Source organism: Rhodococcus aetherivorans, from assembly GCF_025722975.1.
Classification (GTDB): Bacteria; Actinomycetota; Actinomycetes; order Mycobacteriales; family Mycobacteriaceae; genus Rhodococcus; species Rhodococcus aetherivorans.
The window spans coordinates 3,374,019-3,391,036 of the sequence record NZ_CP106982.1; the positions used below are offsets into that span (position 1 = coordinate 3,374,019).

Consider the following 17,018-nt stretch of genomic DNA (forward strand, 5'->3'; position numbering starts at 1 on the left):
CGGGGTCGCGAGGTCCGGGCGCGGCCTACCGTGAGGTCATGACCATCGGTGCCGGTTCCGAGTCCGACGTGTTCGATGTCATCGTCCTCGGCGGCGGGCCCGCCGGGGAGAATGCCGCCGACTATGCGATCGCCGGCAGCGACCGCACCGCGGTGCTGGTCGAACACGAACTGGTCGGCGGCGAATGCTCCTACTGGGCGTGCATGCCGAGCAAGGCGCTGCTGCGACCGGGGCAGGTGCTCGGCGCGGCCCGGCACATGCCCGGCGTCGCCGCCAAGGTCGCCGCGCACGGCGTCGACGTCGCCGACGTCCTCGCCCGCCGCGACGCGTTCACCAGCGGCCGCGACGACGCCGCGCAGGTCGAGTGGGCCCGCGGCGCCGGGATCGACGTCGTGCGCGGGCACGGCCGGCTGAGCGGGCCGTGCGAGGTCACCGTGGACGGCCCGCAGCCGCGCCGGCTGCGGGCACGGCACGCGGTGGTGGTGGCCACCGGCACCACCGCCGCCGTCCCCGACCTGCCCGGGCTGCGCGCCGCCCGGCCGTGGACGTCGCGGGACGCGACGAACCTGCAGCAGGTGCCGCGGCGCGCCGCGATCGTCGGCGGCGGCGTCGTCGCCTGCGAGGTCGCCACGTGGCTGCGCGAGCTGGGCACCGAGGACCTGACGATGCTGGTGCGCGGGGAGCGGCTGCTCGCCCGCACCGAACCGTTCGCCGGCGACGCGGTCGCCGCGGCGCTGCGCGAGCACGGCGTGCGGCTGCGGTTCGGCACCACGGTGGCGGAGGTGGCCCGCCCGGACGTCGCGGACACCGGCGTGGGGCGCCTCCACGGCGGCCCGGTGCGGCTGCGTCTCGACGACGGCGGCGACCTCGAGGTCGACGAGCTGATCGTCGCGACCGGACGCCGGCCCGCCACCGCCGACCTCGGTCTCGACGCGGTCGGGGTGGCCGGGGACGGCCCGCTGCGCACCGACGACCACATGACCGTCGCCGGGACGGACGGACGCTGGCTCTACGCCGTCGGCGACGTCACCGGCCGGACGGCGCTGACGCACATGGGCAAGTACCAGGGCCGGGTGTGCGGCGACGTGATCGCCGCCCGCGCCGAGGGCCGCGACCTCGACGCGCCGCGCTACCGGGCGAGCGCCGACCACGGGCAGGTGCCGCAGGTGGTGTTCACCGTCCCGGAGGTCGCGTCGGTGGGCCGCACCGCCGCCGGCGCCCGCGCCGACGGCCTCGACGTCGAGGTGCTCGAGGTCGACATCGCCGTGGCCGGATCCGCTTTGGCCCGGGACGATTTCACCGGCCGCGCCGCCCTCGTCGTCGACCGCGCGACCGACACCGCGGTGGGGGCGACGTTCGTGGGCACCGACGTGGCCGAGCTGCTGCATGCGGCCACCGTCGCGGTGGTCGGGGCGGTGCCGCTCGAGACGCTGTGGCATGCGGTACCGGCATATCCGACGGTCGGCGAGGTGTGGTTGCGGCTGCTCGAGTCGCGCCGCCGCTGACCGCGCCGGTCAGCGCGGCAGCCGCCGCCAGATCGGGCGCGGCAGCAGCCGCATCCCGAAGAACACCGGCCGCAGCACCGCCGGCACCCACACCTCGCCGCGGCCGCGGTGCAACGCCCGCACCGCCGCATCGGCGACCCGGTCCGGGGTGCTCGACAGCGGCGCGGGGCTCATGCCCTCGGTCATCCGGCCGATCACGAACCCGGGCCGCACCAGCAGCAGGGACACGCCGCTGCCGTGCAGCGCGTCGGCCAGGCCGGCGGCGAATCCGTCGAGGCCGGCCTTCGCGGAGCCGTACACGTAGTTCGCCCGGCGCACCCGCACCCCCGCCACCGACGAGAACACCACGATCCGGCCCGAACCCTGGGCGCGCAGCTGCGCCGCGAGGTGCGTGAGCAGCGCCACGTGGGCGACGTAGTCGGTGTGCACGATCGCGACGGCGTGGGCGGCGTCGTGTTCGGCGCGGCGCTGGTCGCCGAGGATGCCGAACGCGAGGACCGCGACGTCGATCGGGCCGTACAGGGCCCGGATGTCGGCGAGAACCTGCTCGTGGGTGTCGAGCCGGTCGGCGTCGAACTCGACGGTGTGCACGGCGGCGGCCCCGGCGTCGAGCACGGCGCGGCGCTGCGGCTCGAGGTCCCCGGCGCGGCGCGCGGCCAGGACCACGGTGCGGCCGCGGGCCAGCCGCACGGCCACCGCCGCCCCGATCTCGCTGCGGCCCCCGAAGACGACGATCGAACCCTGCTCGTTGCTCACCGCACCAGTGTGCCCGGGCGGCGCCGGGGCGGGTCCGGCGGTGCCGGGTTCGGCTACCGTCGCAGGCATGGCCCGAACCCCCGCCGCGCTCGGCGATGCCGCGCTGCAGTTCCTCACCGAATACCATCTCGGCACCCTGACGACGCTGCGCACGGACGGCAGCCCGCACGTGGTGGCCGTCGGCTTCACCTGGGACCCGGACGCCGCGGTGGTGCGGGTGATCACCAACGCGACGTCGCAGAAGGCGCTCAACGCCGAGCGCGGCGGGTACGGCGCTGTCAGCCAAGTCGAGCGCGGCCGCTGGCTCACCCTCGAGGGTCCGGCCCGGGTGCGCACGGACCCGGAGGCCGTCGCCGAGGGGGTGCGCCGCTACACCGCGCGGTACCGGCCGCCGCGGCCCAACCCGACCCGCGTGGTGGTGGAGATCACCGTCGAACGGGTGATGGGTTCGGTGCTGGACCGGTAGGGCCGGTCATCCCGGCAGCTCGGTCAGCCCGTGCGGCCGGTGGTTGAGCGGCTCGCAGCCGTCCTCGGTGACCACCACGATGTCCTCGATGCGCGCACCCCATGCGCCGCGGAAGTAGATGCCCGGTTCGATGCTGAACGCCATCCCGGGCCGCAGCACATCGGTGTTGCCGTCGACGATGTACGGCTCCTCGTGCACGGACAGCCCGATGCCGTGCCCGGTGCGGTGCACGAACACCTCGGCGAGGCCGTGCGCGGCGAGCACGTCGCGGGCGGCGGCGTCGACCGAGGCAGCGCTGACCCCGGGCCGGACCGCGTCGACGGCCGCCTGCTGCGCGGCCTCGAGCAGCGCCACCTTCGCCGCGACGTCCGCGGCGGGCGCGCCGAGGCTGTAGGTGCGGGTGGAGTCGGAGTAGTAGCCGGGCTCGACCGGGCCGCCGATGTCGACGACCACGACGTCGCCGGGTTCGAGGACCCGGTCGGAGACCTCGTGGTGGGGGTCGGCGCCGTGCGGGCCGGAGCCGACGATGACGAACGCGGCCTCGGTGTGGCCCTCGGCGACGATCGCGGCGGTGATGTCGGCCGCGACCTGCGCCTCGGTGCGCCCGGGCCGCAGCCACCGTCCCATCTGCGCGTGCACCCGGTCGATGGCGGCGCCGGCGCGGCGCAGCGCCTCGACCTCCGCGTCGTCCTTGATCATGCGCAGCTGCCGCACCACCTCCGTCGCCAGCACGGGCGGCACCGCGAACCGGGTCGCGAGCGGCACCAGGTGCAGGGCGGGCATGGCGTCGGCGACCGCGGTGCGCGGGCGCTCCGGCAGCAGCGCCGCCACCTGCGCGTACGGGTCCTGCCCGTCGACCCAGTCGTGCACCGGCAGGTTCAGGTCCGCGGCGGCGGAGTCGGTGAGGGCGGCCAGCTCGAGCCGCGGCACGACGACGGAGGCGGGGGCGCCGTCGGTGGGCACCACCAGGCAGGTGAGCCGTTCGAACGATTCCGCCCGCGAACCGAGGAGGTAGCGCAGGTCCGGGCCGGGGGTGACGAGCAGCGCGTCGAGGCCGGCGTCGCGGCCGAGGGCGGCGGCCCGGGCGAGACGGTCGGCGTATGCGGAGGCGGGGAAGCGGCGCGCGGGGGAATTCATGCGGACAGCGTAGTGGCGTTTGGCAGGATGATCGTCGTGACTGCGACGCCGGCGTCCGCCGCCCCCGTGCCCCCCACCGGCCCGTTGATGCTGCTCGACGGGGCGAGCCTGTGGTTCCGCGCGTTCCACGCGCTGCCCGAGTCGCTCACCGCCCCGGACGGCCGCCCGGTCAACGCGGTGCGCGGGTTCACCGACATGGTGGCGTCGCTGATCACCAAGCATCGGCCGGCGCGGCTGGTGGTGTGCCTGGATCTGGACTGGCGGCCGGCGTTCCGGGTGGCGGCGGTGCCGAGTTACAAAGCGCACCGGGTGGCCGCCGGCTCGGACGGCACCGTCGAGGAGGTGCCGGCGGCGTTGCCGTCGCAGGTGCCGATGATCACCGACGTGCTGGCCGCCGCCGGCCTCGCCACCGCCGGCGCGGCCGGGTTCGAGGCCGACGATGTGATCGGTACTCTCGCCGCCGGCGAGTCCCGGGATCCGGTGCTGGTGGTCAGCGGGGACCGGGACCTGCTGCAGGTGGTGCGCGACGGCTCGGTGCCGGTGCGGGTGCTGTACGTCGGGCGGGGCCTGGCCAAGGCCGAGCTGTTCGGGCCGCCCGAGGTGGCGGCGCGGTACGGGCTGCCACCCGAGCGGGCCGGCGCGGCCTACGCCGAGCTGGCGGCGCTGCGCGGGGACCCGTCGGACGGGTTGCCGGGGGTGAAGGGCGTCGGGGAGAAGACCGCGTCGACCCTGCTGCTGCAGTACGGGTCGCTGACGGCGCTGCGCGCGGCAGCGGTGGACCCGGAGTCGGGGCTGGCGAAGGGGGTGCGCGGCAAGCTGATCGACGCCGGCGCGTATCTCGACGCGGCGGTGCCGGTGGTGCGGGTCGCCACCGACGCCCCCGTCCGGGTGTCGCGGCCGGACACGGTGCCGTCCACCCCGGTCGATCCGCAGGCGCTGGAGCGGCTGGCGCAGGAGCTGGGGATCGGGCGGTCCGTCGCCCGGTTGACCGCGGCGTTGGCCGCGGGGTGAGGGCGACGGACCGGCGCGCTCAGTTGGGGCGGCTGACCTCGTAGGTGCCCTCGTCGTCGGTGAAGGTCACCGTCACCGACCGGAACTGGCCGTCCACCGTGAGGGTGCACTCGAAGCTGTTGCCCGCCTTGACTTCTTCACCGTCCGGGCACTGCACGTCGGAGACGTCGGTGGCGCCGTAGGACTCGGTGAGGACCTTCTCGACGCCGGCCTGCGCGGCCTCGGGGTCGAGGGTGTCGTTGCCGCCGAGGAGCAGCACGGCGCCGATGATCGCGCCGATCACCACGAGCCCGGCGACGGCCAGGCCGACGATCAGCCCGGTCTTCGACTTCTGCTGCGGCGCACCGGCATTCCATTGGCTCGCGCCGGTCGACCCCCACTGCTGGCCGGGTTGCTGCCCCCACTGGGGCTGACCCTGCTGGGGTTGTCCCCACTGCTGGCCCTGGCCGGGCTGCTGCCCCCACTGCGGCTGGCCCTGCTGCGGCTGGCCGGGGGTCTGCTGACCCTGCTGGCCCCACTGCTGCCCCTGGGCGGGCTGCCCCCACTGGGGCTGACCCTGCTGGGGTTGTCCCCACTGCTGGCCCTGGCCGGGCTGCTGGCCCCACTGCTGGCCGGGGGTTTGGCCTTGGCCGGGTTGCTGCCCCCACTGCGGCTGGCCCTGCTGCGGCTGGCCGGGGGTCTGCTGGCCCTGCTGGCCCCACTGCTGGCCGGCGGGCTGCCCCTGCTGCGGCGTGCCGAACGCCTGCGTCGGGGCCGGCCCCTGCTCGGCTCCGGAGGACGGCGGGGGGGACGGCGCCCACTGCTTGGTCGAATCGTCGGAATCCTGCGGGTCGTGCGGACCGCTCATTGTCGCCTCCACCTGCCTTCGCTGTGTCCAATTACCGTAGCCGTAGCGCCCCACCCACCACGAGAAAGCCGTGTGGCAGCGCGCGTATCAAACCACACGCGGTGTCGTCACGCCGCATCGACCGCGACGACACCGCGCCGGATCGCGCCGATCGCCCGGGCGGCGGTCTTCGCGATCTGAGGGTCGACCGCGCCGGTGCGGATCTGGTCGAGCAGATCGATCACCTGCCGGCACCAGCGCACGAAGTCGCCCGCCGACAGGTCGCGTCCGGCGGCCCCGGCGGCGATCAGGGCCTCCGTCAACGACTGGGTGCTCACCCACGTGTAGATGGCATCGACGAACCCGGGATCCGGTTCGCGGGTGGGGGGCAGCTTGAAACGAACCTCGTCGGCGCGCAGCTGCCCGCACAGGCGGACGGTGTCGGCGAGCGCGCGGCGCAGCGGCCCGGTGGGCCCGTACTCGGTGGCGCCCTCCTCGACGCGCGCCTCGTACACCACCGCCGAGACCACCGCGGCGAGCTCGGCGGGCGAGAGTCCCGCCCACACGCCGTGGCGCAGGCATTCGGCGACGAGCAGGTCGCTCTCGCTGTAGATGCGGGCGAGCCGCTCCCCCGCCTCGGTGGTCGACGGGTCGTCGCCGGCGGTGAGGTAGCCCCGCTCGGTCAGCAACGCGACGATCCGCTCGAAGGTGCGAGCGAGGGAGTTGATGGTGGCCGCGGACTGGCGGCGCATCTGTGCGACCTCCCGGCCGAGCCGGTTGTAGCGTTCCCCGAGCCGGGCGAGGCGCTCGAGGTCGGGATGCTGGTGGGCCGGGTGCCGGCGCAGGCGCCGCCGCAGGTCGTCGATCTCGCGGGTGTCGCCGTTCTTGGCGTGCTTGGGGCGGCGCGGCGCGGAAATCCCGGTGCTGCGCAGCGCCGACGCGAGGTCACGGCGGGCCCGGGCGGTGCGGGCGTCGGCGTGCCGGGGCAGCCGGAGCTTGCCGAGCGCGGTGGCCGGTGCCGGGAAGTCCGCGGCCGAGACCCGCCCGGACCAGGCGTCCGCGGTGACCACCAGGGGCCGGGGGTCGGTGACGTCGGTGTCGGTTTCGAGGACGACGGCCAGTCCGGTGCGCCGGCCGCCGGGGATGGCGACGATGTCGCCGCGGCGCAGCGCGAGCAGCGACGCGACCGCGGCCTGCCGGCGGTCCTGCCGGGCCTGGCGTTCGCGTCGCCGTTCGAGCTGGGTGAGTTCCTCACGCAGCTGCAGGTAGTCGATGATGTCGCCGTCCTCGCCGCCGAGCTGATCGCGGAGCTTGGCGAGGGCCTTCTCGTTGCGTTCGATGCCGCGGGTCAGGCCGACGACCGACTTGTCCGCCTGGAACTGGGCGAAGGACCGCTCGAGCAGCGCCCGGGAGTGCTCGGCGCCGACCGCGTCGATCAGGTTGACCGCCATGTTGTACGACGGGCGGAACGAGCTGCGCAGCGGGAAGGTGCGGGTGGAGGCGAGCCCGGCGACGTCGGCGGGCTCGAGGCCCGGCTGCCACAGCACCACCGCGTGGCCCTCGACGTCGATGCCGCGGCGCCCGGCCCGCCCGGTGAGCTGGGTGTACTCGCCGGGGGTGAGCTCGGCATGGGTTTCGCCGTTGTACTTGACCAGCTTCTCGAGCACCACGGTGCGGGCCGGCATGTTGATGCCCAGGGCGAGGGTTTCGGTGGCGAACACCGCCCGCACCAGGCCGCGGACGAACAGGTCCTCGACGGTGTGCCGGAAGGCCGGGAGCATGCCGGCGTGGTGGGCGGCGATGCCGCGTTCGAGGGCGGCGCGCCACTCCCGGAAGCCGAGCACCTCGAGGTCGGCGCGCGGCAGGTCGCCGGTGTGTTCGTCGACGATGGCCCGGATCTGCGCGGTCTCGGCGTCGGAGGCCAGGTGCAGACCGGCGCGCAGGCACTGGCCGACGGCGGCGTCGCAGCCGGCACGGCTGAACACGAAGGTGATCGCCGGCAACAGCCCCTCCCGGTCGAGGCGGGCGACGACCTCCGGACGCGGCAGCGGCCGGAACCCGATGCGCCCGCGGGGACCGCCCCACCGGCCGGTCGAGTCGAGGGCGGCGCGGCGGCGCACCTGCTCGACGAGTTCGCGGTTGACCACGACGCCGCGGCGGCCGGTGCCGTCCGCGGCGTCCGGGTGCGCGGTGGATTCGAACAGGTCGAAGATGCGGGGGCCGACCATGACGTGCTGGTGCAGCGGGATGGGCCGCACCTCGTCGACGACGACGGTGGTGTCGCCGCGCACGGTCTCCATCCAGTCGCCGAACTCCTCGGCGTTGGAGACGGTGGCGGACAGGCTGACCAGGCGCACGTCCTCGGGCAGGTGCAGGATGACCTCCTCCCACACCGCGCCGCGGAACCGGTCGGCGAGGAAGTGCACCTCGTCCATCACCACGTGGGTCAGCCCGATCAGGGTGGTCGAGGAGGCGTAGAGCATGTTGCGCAGCACCTCGGTGGTCATCACCACCACCGGGGCATCCGGGTTGACGGACTGATCGCCGGTGAGCAGGCCGACCGAGGCCTTGCCGTAGCGGGCGACGAGATCGGCGTACTTCTGGTTGCTCAACGCCTTGATCGGGGTGGTGTAGAAGCACTTGCTGCCGGCGCGCAGCGCCAGGTGCACGGCGAACTCACCGACGACGGTCTTGCCGGCGCCGGTGGGGGCGCACACGAGCACGCCGTGCCCGCCCTCGAGGGCGCGGCAGGCCTGCACCTGGAACGGATCGAGCGGGAAGGACAGCTCGGCGGCGAATTCGGCGAGCCGGGGCGGCAGCGCGGTCGCGGTGGATCCGGTGTCGGTGGAGTCGGTCACAGGCGGCGGCTAGAGGGTGTCGGAGTAGTCGGGCGGCGCGGGCCGGGCGGTGGGGCCGGGCGGCACCGTCGAGGTGGGCGCGGGCACCGGGGTGGGTGCCGTGATCGGGGAGCTCTCGTCGTCGTCGAGGTCGCCCCAGCCCTGTTCCCGGTCGCGGCGGGCGCGGCGCCTGTCGTTGAGGCGGGCGAGCTGGATGGCGAGTTCGAGCAGCAGGGTCAGGGCCGCGGCCAGCGCCAGCATCGAGAACGGGTCCTGGCCGGGCGTGGCGATGGCGGCGAAGACGAACATCGCCATGATCAGCCCCCGCCGCCACGACTTGAGCTTGGCGTAGCTGAGCACCCCGACGGCGTTGAGCGCGACGATGACGAGGGGAATCTCGAAGGACACCCCGAAGATCACGAGCAGGTTGATGATGAACCCGAAGTACTCCGAGCCCGACAGCGCGGTGACCTGCACGTCGTTACCGACGGTGAGCAGGAACGACAACGCGTGCGAGACCACCAGGTAGGCCAGGACCGCGCCGGCGACGAACAGCACCGCGCCGGAGACGACGAAGCCGATCGCGTAACGGCGTTCCTTGGCATACAGGCCGGGGGTGATGAACGCCCACAGCTCGTACAGCCAGATCGGGCAGGCCAGCACGATGCCCGCGGTCAGCGCCACCTTCAGCCGCAGCATGAACTGTTCGAACGGTCCCGTGGCGAGCAGCCGGCAGCTGTCGTCGGCGCTGATGTCGGCGCGCGCGGACGCCGGCAGATCACAGTAGGGGCCGCGCAGGATCTCGCCGAGGCTCGGGAGCCCGAACAGGCCGGCGCTGTACCAGACGAACCCGACGATCGTGGTGAGCACCACGGCGGCGAGGGCGATGAGCAGGCGGGTGCGCAGTTCGTAGAGGTGCTCGACCAGCGACATGGTGCCGTCGGGATTGGTCTTGCGCCGGCTTCGACGCGGATCGAACGGGATGCGCACGGTGCGGTTCTCAGCTCCTGTCACGGCCGCCGGGATCAGCGGAGGACCGGGACATCCGCACGGATGCCCCGGTCAGGGAAATACGGTCAGGCCGAACGTGATTCGGGCTGCGGCGTCTGCGGCTGCGGCTCCACGGGGGCCGGGGCCGGCTGGGCCGGCGGCAACGGGCTCGGAGCCTGCTGCTGCGCGGGGCGCGCGTCGTCGTTCTGCATCTCCTTGACCTCGCTCTTGAAGATGCGCAGCGACCGGCCGAGACCGCGGGCCGCGTCGGGCAGCTTCTTCGAACCGAACAGGATGATCACGACGATCGCGACGATGGCCCAGTGCCAGGGGCTCATTGCACCCATTATCAACCTCCACTGATCTGCTGGCGTCGATGCTACCGGACCGACCCTGCACCGGCGCGCCGCACAGGGGCGTTCACGACGAGTTCGGAGCAGGTTCACAGCCCGTTCCCGGCGGGGGCGTCGTACGCGGCCAGGGCGGCCTGCGCCCGGTCCCGCACCGCCGCGACCAGCTCCGGCGGACCCAGCACACTGACCCCCGCGCCGAGGCCGACGGTCAACCGCGCCATCCAGTCCAGCGACGCGTAGTGCATCACCGCGTCGATGACCCCGTCGTCGTGCACCCGCACGTCGATCAGCGGGTAGTAGTCGAGCAGCCACCCGTAGCCGGGGTCGATCCGCAACCGGGCCGCCGGCAGCGTCGGGTCGCCGGCGAACAGGTCGAGGTGGTCGTCCTCGCGCAGCGCCCGTTCGGGCGGGTCCGCCGGTTCGTCGAGTTCGGTGGCGGCGTCGATGCGGTCGAACCGGAACAGCCGCACCCCTTCGGCGGCCCGGCACCAGGCCTGCAGGTAGGTGTGTTCGCCGACCAGCACGATCCGGATCGGATCGACGTCGCGTTCGGACACCGCATCGCGGGAGGCCGAGTAGTAGGTCAGGTGCAGCACCCGGCGGTGCTGCACCGCCGAGCGCACGGTCGCCGCGACCGGATCCTCGGCGACGGGCTGCGCGGGGGCGGGCGTGCGGTCGGCGGCGGCCGCGGTGCCGGCGGCGGCCTCGATCTTCGCGATCGCCCCGAGCGCCGCGGTGGGGTCGACCACGCCGGGCATCTCCACCAGCGACCGCAACGCCACCAGCAGCGCCGTGGCCTCGGTGGACGTCAGCCGCAACGGCCGGTCGATCCCGGCGGTGAAGGTGACGACGATGCTGTCCTCGGAGAACGAGAGGTCGATCAGGTCGCCGGGACCGTAGCCGGGCAGCCCGCACACCCACAGCTGGTTCAGGTCGTCCATGATCTGTTTCGGGGTGACTCCGAGATCGCGGGCGGCCTCGGCGGCGCTGATCCCCGGATGGGCCGTGAAGTACGGCACCAGGTTCAGCAGCCGGGTCAACCGCCCGGACAGTCGTGTGCTCATCGGCTCTCCCCCCGGTCGGCACCGCCGCCGCTGTTCGAGACGGCACCGCCGCCGCTGTTCGAGACGGCACCGCCGCCGCTGTTCGAGACGGCACCGCCGCCGCTGTTCGAGACGGCACCGACGGTGGCCGTCGTGGTGGTGGCCAGCACCCGGGTGAGGATGCGGCGCACCTCCGCGCGCAGTTCCGGCGGGTCGAGCACCAGCGCGTCGGCGCCCTGCCCGGCGATCACCCGCCCGATCCACTCCCACGACCGCACCGGAACGTCGAGGACGGTGCCGGGACGGTCGCCGACCGCGCGGCGCTCGTGCTCGGTGCCGAGCCGGCGCAGTTCGAACGCGCGCCCGTCCGCGACCCATACGCGGGCGTGCCCGGTCACGTCGCCGGAGGTGGTGGCGGTCAGGGCGTGTGCCCGCAGGTCCACCCCGTCGGGGATCCGCACGACCCCGGCGGGGCCGAACGCGGTGACGTCGTCGTCGATGCGGGAGAGCCGGAAGGTGCGCGGCGCCCCCCGGTCCCGGTCGAACCCCACCAGGTACCAGCGGCCGTGCACGGTGACCACGCCCCACGGTTCGACGGTGCGCTCGGTCCACGGGTCGGTCGGGGAACTGCGGTGCCGGAAGCGCACCGCGCGGCGCGTGTCGACGGCGGCGAGCACCTGCCCCAGCACCGGCTCGGAGCCGCGGCTGCGGGTCGGCATCGCGGTGATCGCGCCCGCCGGGTCGGCATCGACCTGCACCCCGGCGGCGCGCAGCTTGAGCAGCGCGCCCTGCGCCGCGGAGGTGAGCTCCGGCGACTCCCACAGTGCCGCCGCCACCGCGACGGCGGCCGCCTCGGCGCTGGTCAGCTCGATCTCGGGCAGTTCGTAGGCGTCGCGGTTGATGCGGTAGCCCTCGACGGTGGAGAACCGCGACGGCATGCCGGTCTCGAGCGGGATGCCCAGGTCGCGCAGCTCGTTCTTGTCGCGTTCGAACATGCGGCTGAACGCTTCGTCGCTGCCCGATTCGTCGTATCCGGCGACGGAGGCGCGGATCTTCTCGGCGGTGAGGAACTGGCGGGTGGACAGCAGGCAGATGACCAGGTTCACCAGCCGCTCGACTTTGGAATTCGCCACGCGGTGCAGCCTAATCCCCCGCCCGCCGGCCGACCCGGTTACCGGACGCGGACGACCCGCGGCACGCTACATCGAGGCGATGAGCCGTTCGACGCGCTCGTCGACGGAGCGGAACGGGTCCTTGCACAGCACCGTGCGCTGCGCCTGGTCGTTGAGCTTGAGGTGCACCCAGTCCACGGTGAAGTCCCGGCCGGCGTCCTGCGCGGCGGCGATGAAGTCGCCGCGCAGCTTCGCCCGGGTGGTCTGCGGCGGGGTGTGCACGGCCGCGTCGACGGACTCGTCGTCGGTCAGCCGCGCCGCCAGCCCCTTGCACTGGAGCAGATCGAACACCCCGCGCCCGCGCTTGATGTCGTGGTACGCCAGATCCAGCTGGGCGATCTTCGGGTCGGACAGCTCCAGGTCGTAGCGGTCCTGGTAGCGCTGGAACAACTTGCGTTTGATCACCCAGTCGATCTCGGTGTCCACCTTCGCGAAGTCCTGCGACTCGACCGCGTCGAGCACCCGGCCCCACAGATCCACCACCTGCTCGACGTGCGGATCGGGTTCGCGGGTGCGCAGGTACTCCACCGCCCGGCCGTGGTACTCGCGCTGGATGTCGAGGGCGCTGGCCTGCCGGCCCCCGGCCAGGCGCACCGGCCGCCGCCCGGTCAGGTCGTGGCTGACCTCCCGGATGGCCCGGATCGGGTTGTCGAGGGCGAAGTCGCGGAACGCCACGCCGGCCTCGATCATCTCGAGCACCAGCGACGCGGAGCCGACCTTGAGCATCGTGGTGGGCTCGGACATGTTCGAGTCGCCGACGATCACGTGCAGCCGCCGGTACTTCTCGGCGTCGGCGTGCGGCTCGTCGCGGGTGTTGATGATCGGCCGGGACCGGGTGGTCGCCGACGACACGCCCTCCCAGATGTGCTCGGCGCGCTGCGACAGGCAGTAGGTCGCGGCCTTGGGGGTCTGCAGCACCTTCCCGGCGCCGCAGATCAGCTGCCGCGTCACCAGGAACGGCAGCAGCACGTCCGAGATGCGGGAGAACTCCCCGGCCCGCACCACGAGGTAGTTCTCGTGGCAGCCGTAGGAGTTGCCGGCCGAGTCGGTGTTGTTCTTGAACAGGTAGATGTCGCCGCCGATGCCTTCCTCGGCGAGGCGCTGTTCGGCGTCGATCAGCAATTCCTCGAGCACCCGCTCCCCGGCGTGGTCGTGCTCGACGAGCTGGAGGAGGTCGTCGCACTCGGCGGTCGCGTACTCCGGGTGCGAACCCACGTCCAGGTACAGGCGCGCCCCGTTGCGGAGGAACACGTTCGAGCTGCGGCCCCAGGACACCACCCGACGGAACAGATACCGGGCGACCTCGTCGGGGCTCAGCCGCCGGTGCCCGTGGAAGGTGCACGTGACGCCGAACTCCGTCTCGATGCCCATGATTCGTCGCTGCACACTTCGACAGTACCGCGCGGAACCACCGAGCATGAGCCGCAACGAGATTACGGTTGTACCCGTGATCTTCGCTCCCGCCCCGCTGACGCGCCTGGACCGGTCCCTGTTCGCCGGCAGCGCCGCCCTGCGTCCCTCCCCCGCCGACCCCGTGCTGCGGGGCCTGAGCCGCGCCGCCGACCACGGTCGGCTGTGGATGAGCTGCGCGGCGGCGTGCGCCGCGATCGGCGGCCGGCCCCGCCGCGGCGCCGTCCGCGGCATGCTGGCGCTGGCCGGGGCCAGTGCCCTGGCCAACGGGGTGCTCAAGCCGCTGCTGCCGCGCCGCCGGCCCCCGGCCCGGCAGGACGGCCCGCTGCGCCGCTCGCTGCCGACGCCGCGCTCGTCGTCGTTCCCGTCCGGGCATTCGGCGTCGGCGGCGGCGTTCACCACCGGGATGGCCCTCGAATCCCCGGTGACGGGGGCGTTGCTCGCGCCGGTGGCCGCGGCGGTCGCCTACTCCCGGGTGCACACCGGGGTGCACTGGCCGGCCGACGTGGTCACCGGCGTCGCCGTCGGTGCGGCGGTGGCCCTGGCCACGCGCCGCTGGTGGGCGGTGCGCCCCGACGAGCCCGCCCGGCTGGGCCCGCCCGGCCCGGCCCCGGCCCTGCCGCAGGGCCGGGACCTGCTGGTGCTGGTCAACCCCGGCGCCGGCCGCGACGACGACGCGGGCGTGATCGCGGCGGCGCTGCCCCAGGCACGGGTGGTCACCCTCGACCCGGACGAGGAGTTCACCGCCCAGCTGGACCGGTTCGTCGCCGAGCACACCCCCGCAGCGCTCGGCGTCCACGGCGGGGACGGCACCGTGCGAGCCGCGGCGAGCGCGGCCGTCGCGCACGGGCTGCCGCTGGCGGTGTTCCCGGGCGGCACCCTGAACCACTTCGCCCGCGACGCCGGGCTGCTCGACCTGGAGCAGACCGTGCGCGCGGTCGAGCGGGGGCAGGCGCTGCGGGTCGACCTCGGCCGGGTGTGGGTGGACGGCACCGGCCCGGACGGTCCCGATCGGTCCGGCCCGGACGGTGCCGACCGGTCCGGCCCGGACGGTGCCGACCGGGGTGGACACGTGTTCGTCAACACCGCCAGCGTGGGCGGCTATCCGGACTCGGTGCGGCTGCGTGAGCGGTGGGAGCCGAGGATCGGCAAGTGGCCGGCCGCGGCGGCGGCGCTGGCCGCGGTCCTCGCGACCGCGAGCCCGCTGCGGGTGTCGCTGGACGGGGTGCCCACCGCGGTGTGGTTGCTGTTCGTCGGCAGCGGCCGGTACGCGCCGGACGACCGGGTGCCGATGTCACGGCCCCGCATCGACACCGGCACCCTGGACGTGCGGTATCTGCGGGCCGACCTGCACTGGTCGCGGACCCGGCTGCTCGCGGCCGCGGTCACCGGCAGCCTCGCCGGATCCCCGATCCACGTGCGGCGCGAAGCGCCGGCGCTGTCGGTGCGGGTGCGCAGCGGCCGGGTCGCCCTGGCCACCGACGGTGAGGTGCTCGCCGAGGGCGCGCTGTTCGAGTTCCGCAGCGTCCCCGGCGAGCTCACCCTCTACCGGCCCCTCGATCAGGAACCCTGAACGGGCCCCGACCCGTCCGGCCCGGTGGTGCCGGTGTCGTCGCCGGACCGCTCGCCGGTGCCGGGCAGCAACTGGTCGAGCGCGGCGCCGGTGATGCGGCGGAACGCGCGACGCGGGCGCGGCTTCTCGAGCACCGCCACCTCGAGCTCGGCGCGGCCGAGCACCCGGGTGCCGATCTCGGCCCCGGCGGCGGGCACCTGCTGCAGCGCCTGCACCGCGACCTGCACCGCCTCGGCGAGGGACAGACCCGGCCGGTACGACTCGCGCAGGGCGGTGGCGATGGGTTCGGTGTGCCCGCCCATCACCACGAACTGCGGTTCGTCGACGATCGAGCCGTCGTAGGTGATGCGATACAGCTGCGCGGTGTCGGCGGAGTCGGCGCGGCCGACCTCGGCGACGCAGATCTCCACCTCGTACGGCTTGGGCTGCTCGGTGAAGATGGTGCCCAGGGTCTGCGCGTACGCGTTGGCCAGCGACCGCACGGTCACGTCGCGCCGGTCGTAGGAGTAGCCGCGCATGTCGGCGTGCACGATCCCGGCGCGCCGCAGGTTCTCGAACTCGTTGTACTTGCCGACCGCGGCGAACCCGATGCGGTCGTAGAGCTCGCTGACCTTGTGCAGCGCCTTCGACGGGTTCTCGGCAACGAACACCACCCCGTCGGCGTAGATCAGCACGACCACGCTGCGGCCCCGCGCGATGCCCTTGCGCGCCAGTTCCGAGCGATCGCGCATGATCTGCTCGGCGGACGCATAGTACGGCAGCGTCACTGCGCACCTCCCTGCCCGTGCTCGGCGACGGTGCGGTCCGCGACCACGGTGCGGGCCAGCGCCGACAAGGTCTGCTCCGGCACCTCGGTGGCGCCGTCGGCGGTGATGACCACCGCGGTGGGATAGATGCCGCGGGTGGTGTCCGGGCCGCCGGTGGCGGTGTCGTCGTCGGCCGCGTCGTAGAGCGCCTCGACGACGGTGCGCAGCGCGGCCGCCTCGTCGGCGTCGGCGCGGTAGAGCTTCTTCAGCGACGACTTGGCGAACAGCGATCCCGAGCCCACCGCGTGGTAGCCGGCGCGCTCCTCGTAGCGGCCCCCGACCACGTCGTAGGACACGATCCGGCCGGCGCGCTGCGGTTCCGGGGCCTCGAGGTCGTAGCCGACCAGCAGCGGCACCACCGCCAGGCCCTGCATCGCGGCCCCGAGGTTGCCGCGCACCATCGACGACAGCCGGTTGGCCTTGCCGTCGAAGGTCAGCGGCACACCCTCGATCTTCTCGTAGTGTTCGAGCTCGACCGCGAACAGGCGCACGAGTTCGATGGCCAGGCCGGCGGTGCCGGCGATACCGGCCGCGGAGTAGCTGTCGGTGACGAACACCTTCTCCACGTCGCGGCTGGCGACCATGTTGCCCATGGTGGCGCGCCGGTCACCGGCGATGAGCACGCCGCCGGCGAACGTCACGGCGACGATCGTGGTGCCGTGCGGGGCGATGTCCGCGTCGGCGCCCCGCAGCCCGGGACGGTTCTCCGGCAGCAGTTCCGGCGCATGCATGCGCAGGTGGTCGGAGAACGAGGACAGCGGGGAACCGAACGGCATGCGCGGCGGGTGGACGGGGAACGGGATCGGCGAACGCTCCGCTGTCACTGGCCGCCCTTCTGCACGTACGCACGCACGAAGTCCTCGGCGTTCTCCTCGAGCACGTCGTCGATCTCGTCGAGCAGGTCGTCGGTCTCGGCCGCGAGCTTCTCGCGTCGTTCCTGACCGGCACCGCCGTCGCCGACGACCTCGTCGTCGTCGCCTCCGCCACCGCGTGTGGTCCGCTCCTGAGCCATAGCGGTCGACCTCCTCGTTCGTTCGTGGGGCCCGCTCCGGCCTCGGCCGGTGCGAGCTCCGACTGCTCGGACCTCCACCCTACCGAGCAGATGCGACACTCCGCGCGACTACGCGCGTGTC

At 73.7% G+C, this 17,018-nt stretch carries 16 protein-coding genes; 4 read left to right on the forward strand and 12 right to left on the reverse strand.

Annotated features, from left to right (window positions below):
• Positions 1 to 38 precede the first annotated feature (38 nt).
• Positions 39 to 1,505 carry a dihydrolipoyl dehydrogenase family protein gene (locus OCS65_RS15135; RefSeq protein WP_263507213.1) on the forward strand — a complete coding sequence of 489 codons (1,467 nt, stop codon included), beginning with the start codon at positions 39 to 41 and terminating at the stop codon, positions 1,503 to 1,505.
• Positions 1,506 to 1,514: 9 nt separating this feature from the next.
• Here OCS65_RS15135 and OCS65_RS15140 read toward each other — a convergent pair whose 3' ends face one another.
• On the reverse strand, positions 1,515 to 2,261 hold the full coding sequence (locus OCS65_RS15140; RefSeq protein WP_006945765.1) for a decaprenylphospho-beta-D-erythro-pentofuranosid-2-ulose 2-reductase: 747 nt from the start codon (positions 2,259 to 2,261) through the stop codon (positions 1,515 to 1,517).
• A gap of 67 nt (positions 2,262 to 2,328) precedes the next feature.
• Between OCS65_RS15140 and OCS65_RS15145 the strand changes: the two genes are divergently transcribed.
• On the forward strand, positions 2,329 to 2,727 hold the full coding sequence (locus OCS65_RS15145; protein WP_006945766.1) for a pyridoxamine 5'-phosphate oxidase family protein: 399 nt from the start codon (positions 2,329 to 2,331) through the stop codon (positions 2,725 to 2,727).
• Positions 2,728 to 2,733: 6 nt separating this feature from the next.
• On the opposite strand, the gene OCS65_RS15150 is transcribed toward OCS65_RS15145, so the two are convergent.
• The gene (locus OCS65_RS15150; protein ID WP_006945767.1) at positions 2,734 to 3,864 is read right to left on the reverse strand and encodes a M24 family metallopeptidase; all 1,131 of its coding nucleotides are present in this window, start codon (positions 3,862 to 3,864) and stop codon (positions 2,734 to 2,736) included.
• A 27-nt stretch (positions 3,865 to 3,891) separates the two neighbouring features.
• On the opposite strand from OCS65_RS15150, the gene OCS65_RS15155 reads away from it, so the two are divergent.
• On the forward strand, positions 3,892 to 4,875 hold the full coding sequence (locus OCS65_RS15155) for a 5'-3' exonuclease (protein WP_044476482.1): 984 nt from the start codon (positions 3,892 to 3,894) through the stop codon (positions 4,873 to 4,875).
• Positions 4,876 to 4,894: 19 nt separating this feature from the next.
• Here OCS65_RS15155 and OCS65_RS15160 read toward each other — a convergent pair whose 3' ends face one another.
• From OCS65_RS15160 to pafA, 7 genes are all read right to left on the reverse strand, one after another.
• On the reverse strand, positions 4,895 to 5,722 hold the full coding sequence (locus OCS65_RS15160; protein ID WP_006945769.1) for a DUF4333 domain-containing protein: 828 nt from the start codon (positions 5,720 to 5,722) through the stop codon (positions 4,895 to 4,897).
• Positions 5,723 to 5,829: 107 nt separating this feature from the next.
• Positions 5,830 to 8,559, reverse strand: coding sequence for a DEAD/DEAH box helicase (locus OCS65_RS15165; protein ID WP_263507219.1), 2,730 nt, complete (start codon positions 8,557 to 8,559; stop codon positions 5,830 to 5,832).
• A gap of 9 nt (positions 8,560 to 8,568) precedes the next feature.
• Complete coding sequence (tatC, locus tag OCS65_RS15170; protein ID WP_029543765.1) at positions 8,569 to 9,528, reverse strand: twin-arginine translocase subunit TatC; 960 nt, start codon at positions 9,526 to 9,528, stop codon at positions 8,569 to 8,571.
• An 86-nt stretch (positions 9,529 to 9,614) separates the two neighbouring features.
• A complete protein-coding gene (gene tatA / locus OCS65_RS15175; RefSeq protein WP_006945773.1) occupies positions 9,615 to 9,875 on the reverse strand; it encodes a Sec-independent protein translocase subunit TatA in 261 nt (86 codons plus the stop codon).
• A gap of 95 nt (positions 9,876 to 9,970) precedes the next feature.
• Positions 9,971 to 10,945, reverse strand: a complete 975-nt coding sequence (locus OCS65_RS15180) for a helix-turn-helix transcriptional regulator (protein WP_006945774.1) — start codon at positions 10,943 to 10,945, stop codon at positions 9,971 to 9,973.
• On the reverse strand, positions 10,942 to 12,057 hold the full coding sequence (locus OCS65_RS15185; protein ID WP_263507221.1) for a helix-turn-helix transcriptional regulator: 1,116 nt from the start codon (positions 12,055 to 12,057) through the stop codon (positions 10,942 to 10,944). The genes OCS65_RS15180 and OCS65_RS15185 overlap by 4 nt, the downstream gene beginning before the upstream one ends.
• A 66-nt stretch (positions 12,058 to 12,123) precedes the next feature.
• Positions 12,124 to 13,482: a Pup--protein ligase gene (gene pafA / locus OCS65_RS15190; RefSeq protein WP_263507222.1), complete on the reverse strand. Its 1,359-nt coding sequence runs from the start codon at positions 13,480 to 13,482 to the stop codon at positions 12,124 to 12,126.
• A gap of 31 nt (positions 13,483 to 13,513) precedes the next feature.
• On the opposite strand from pafA, the gene OCS65_RS15195 reads away from it, so the two are divergent.
• The gene (locus OCS65_RS15195) at positions 13,514 to 15,079 is read left to right on the forward strand and encodes a phosphatase PAP2 family protein (protein ID WP_263507223.1); all 1,566 of its coding nucleotides are present in this window, start codon (positions 13,514 to 13,516) and stop codon (positions 15,077 to 15,079) included.
• On the opposite strand, the gene prcA is transcribed toward OCS65_RS15195, so the two are convergent.
• From prcA to OCS65_RS15210, 3 genes are read right to left on the reverse strand one after another with little or no spacing between them, the layout of a single operon-like run.
• A complete protein-coding gene (prcA, locus tag OCS65_RS15200; RefSeq protein ID WP_006931185.1) occupies positions 15,067 to 15,846 on the reverse strand; it encodes a proteasome subunit alpha in 780 nt (259 codons plus the stop codon). The two genes, OCS65_RS15195 and prcA, sit on opposite strands and share 13 nt — an antisense overlap.
• On the reverse strand, positions 15,843 to 16,709 hold the full coding sequence (gene prcB / locus OCS65_RS15205; RefSeq protein WP_006931184.1) for a proteasome subunit beta: 867 nt from the start codon (positions 16,707 to 16,709) through the stop codon (positions 15,843 to 15,845). The genes prcA and prcB overlap by 4 nt, the downstream gene beginning before the upstream one ends.
• Complete coding sequence (locus tag OCS65_RS15210) at positions 16,706 to 16,897, reverse strand: ubiquitin-like protein Pup (RefSeq protein WP_003937722.1); 192 nt, start codon at positions 16,895 to 16,897, stop codon at positions 16,706 to 16,708. The genes prcB and OCS65_RS15210 overlap by 4 nt, the downstream gene beginning before the upstream one ends.
• Positions 16,898 to 17,018 lie beyond the last annotated feature (121 nt).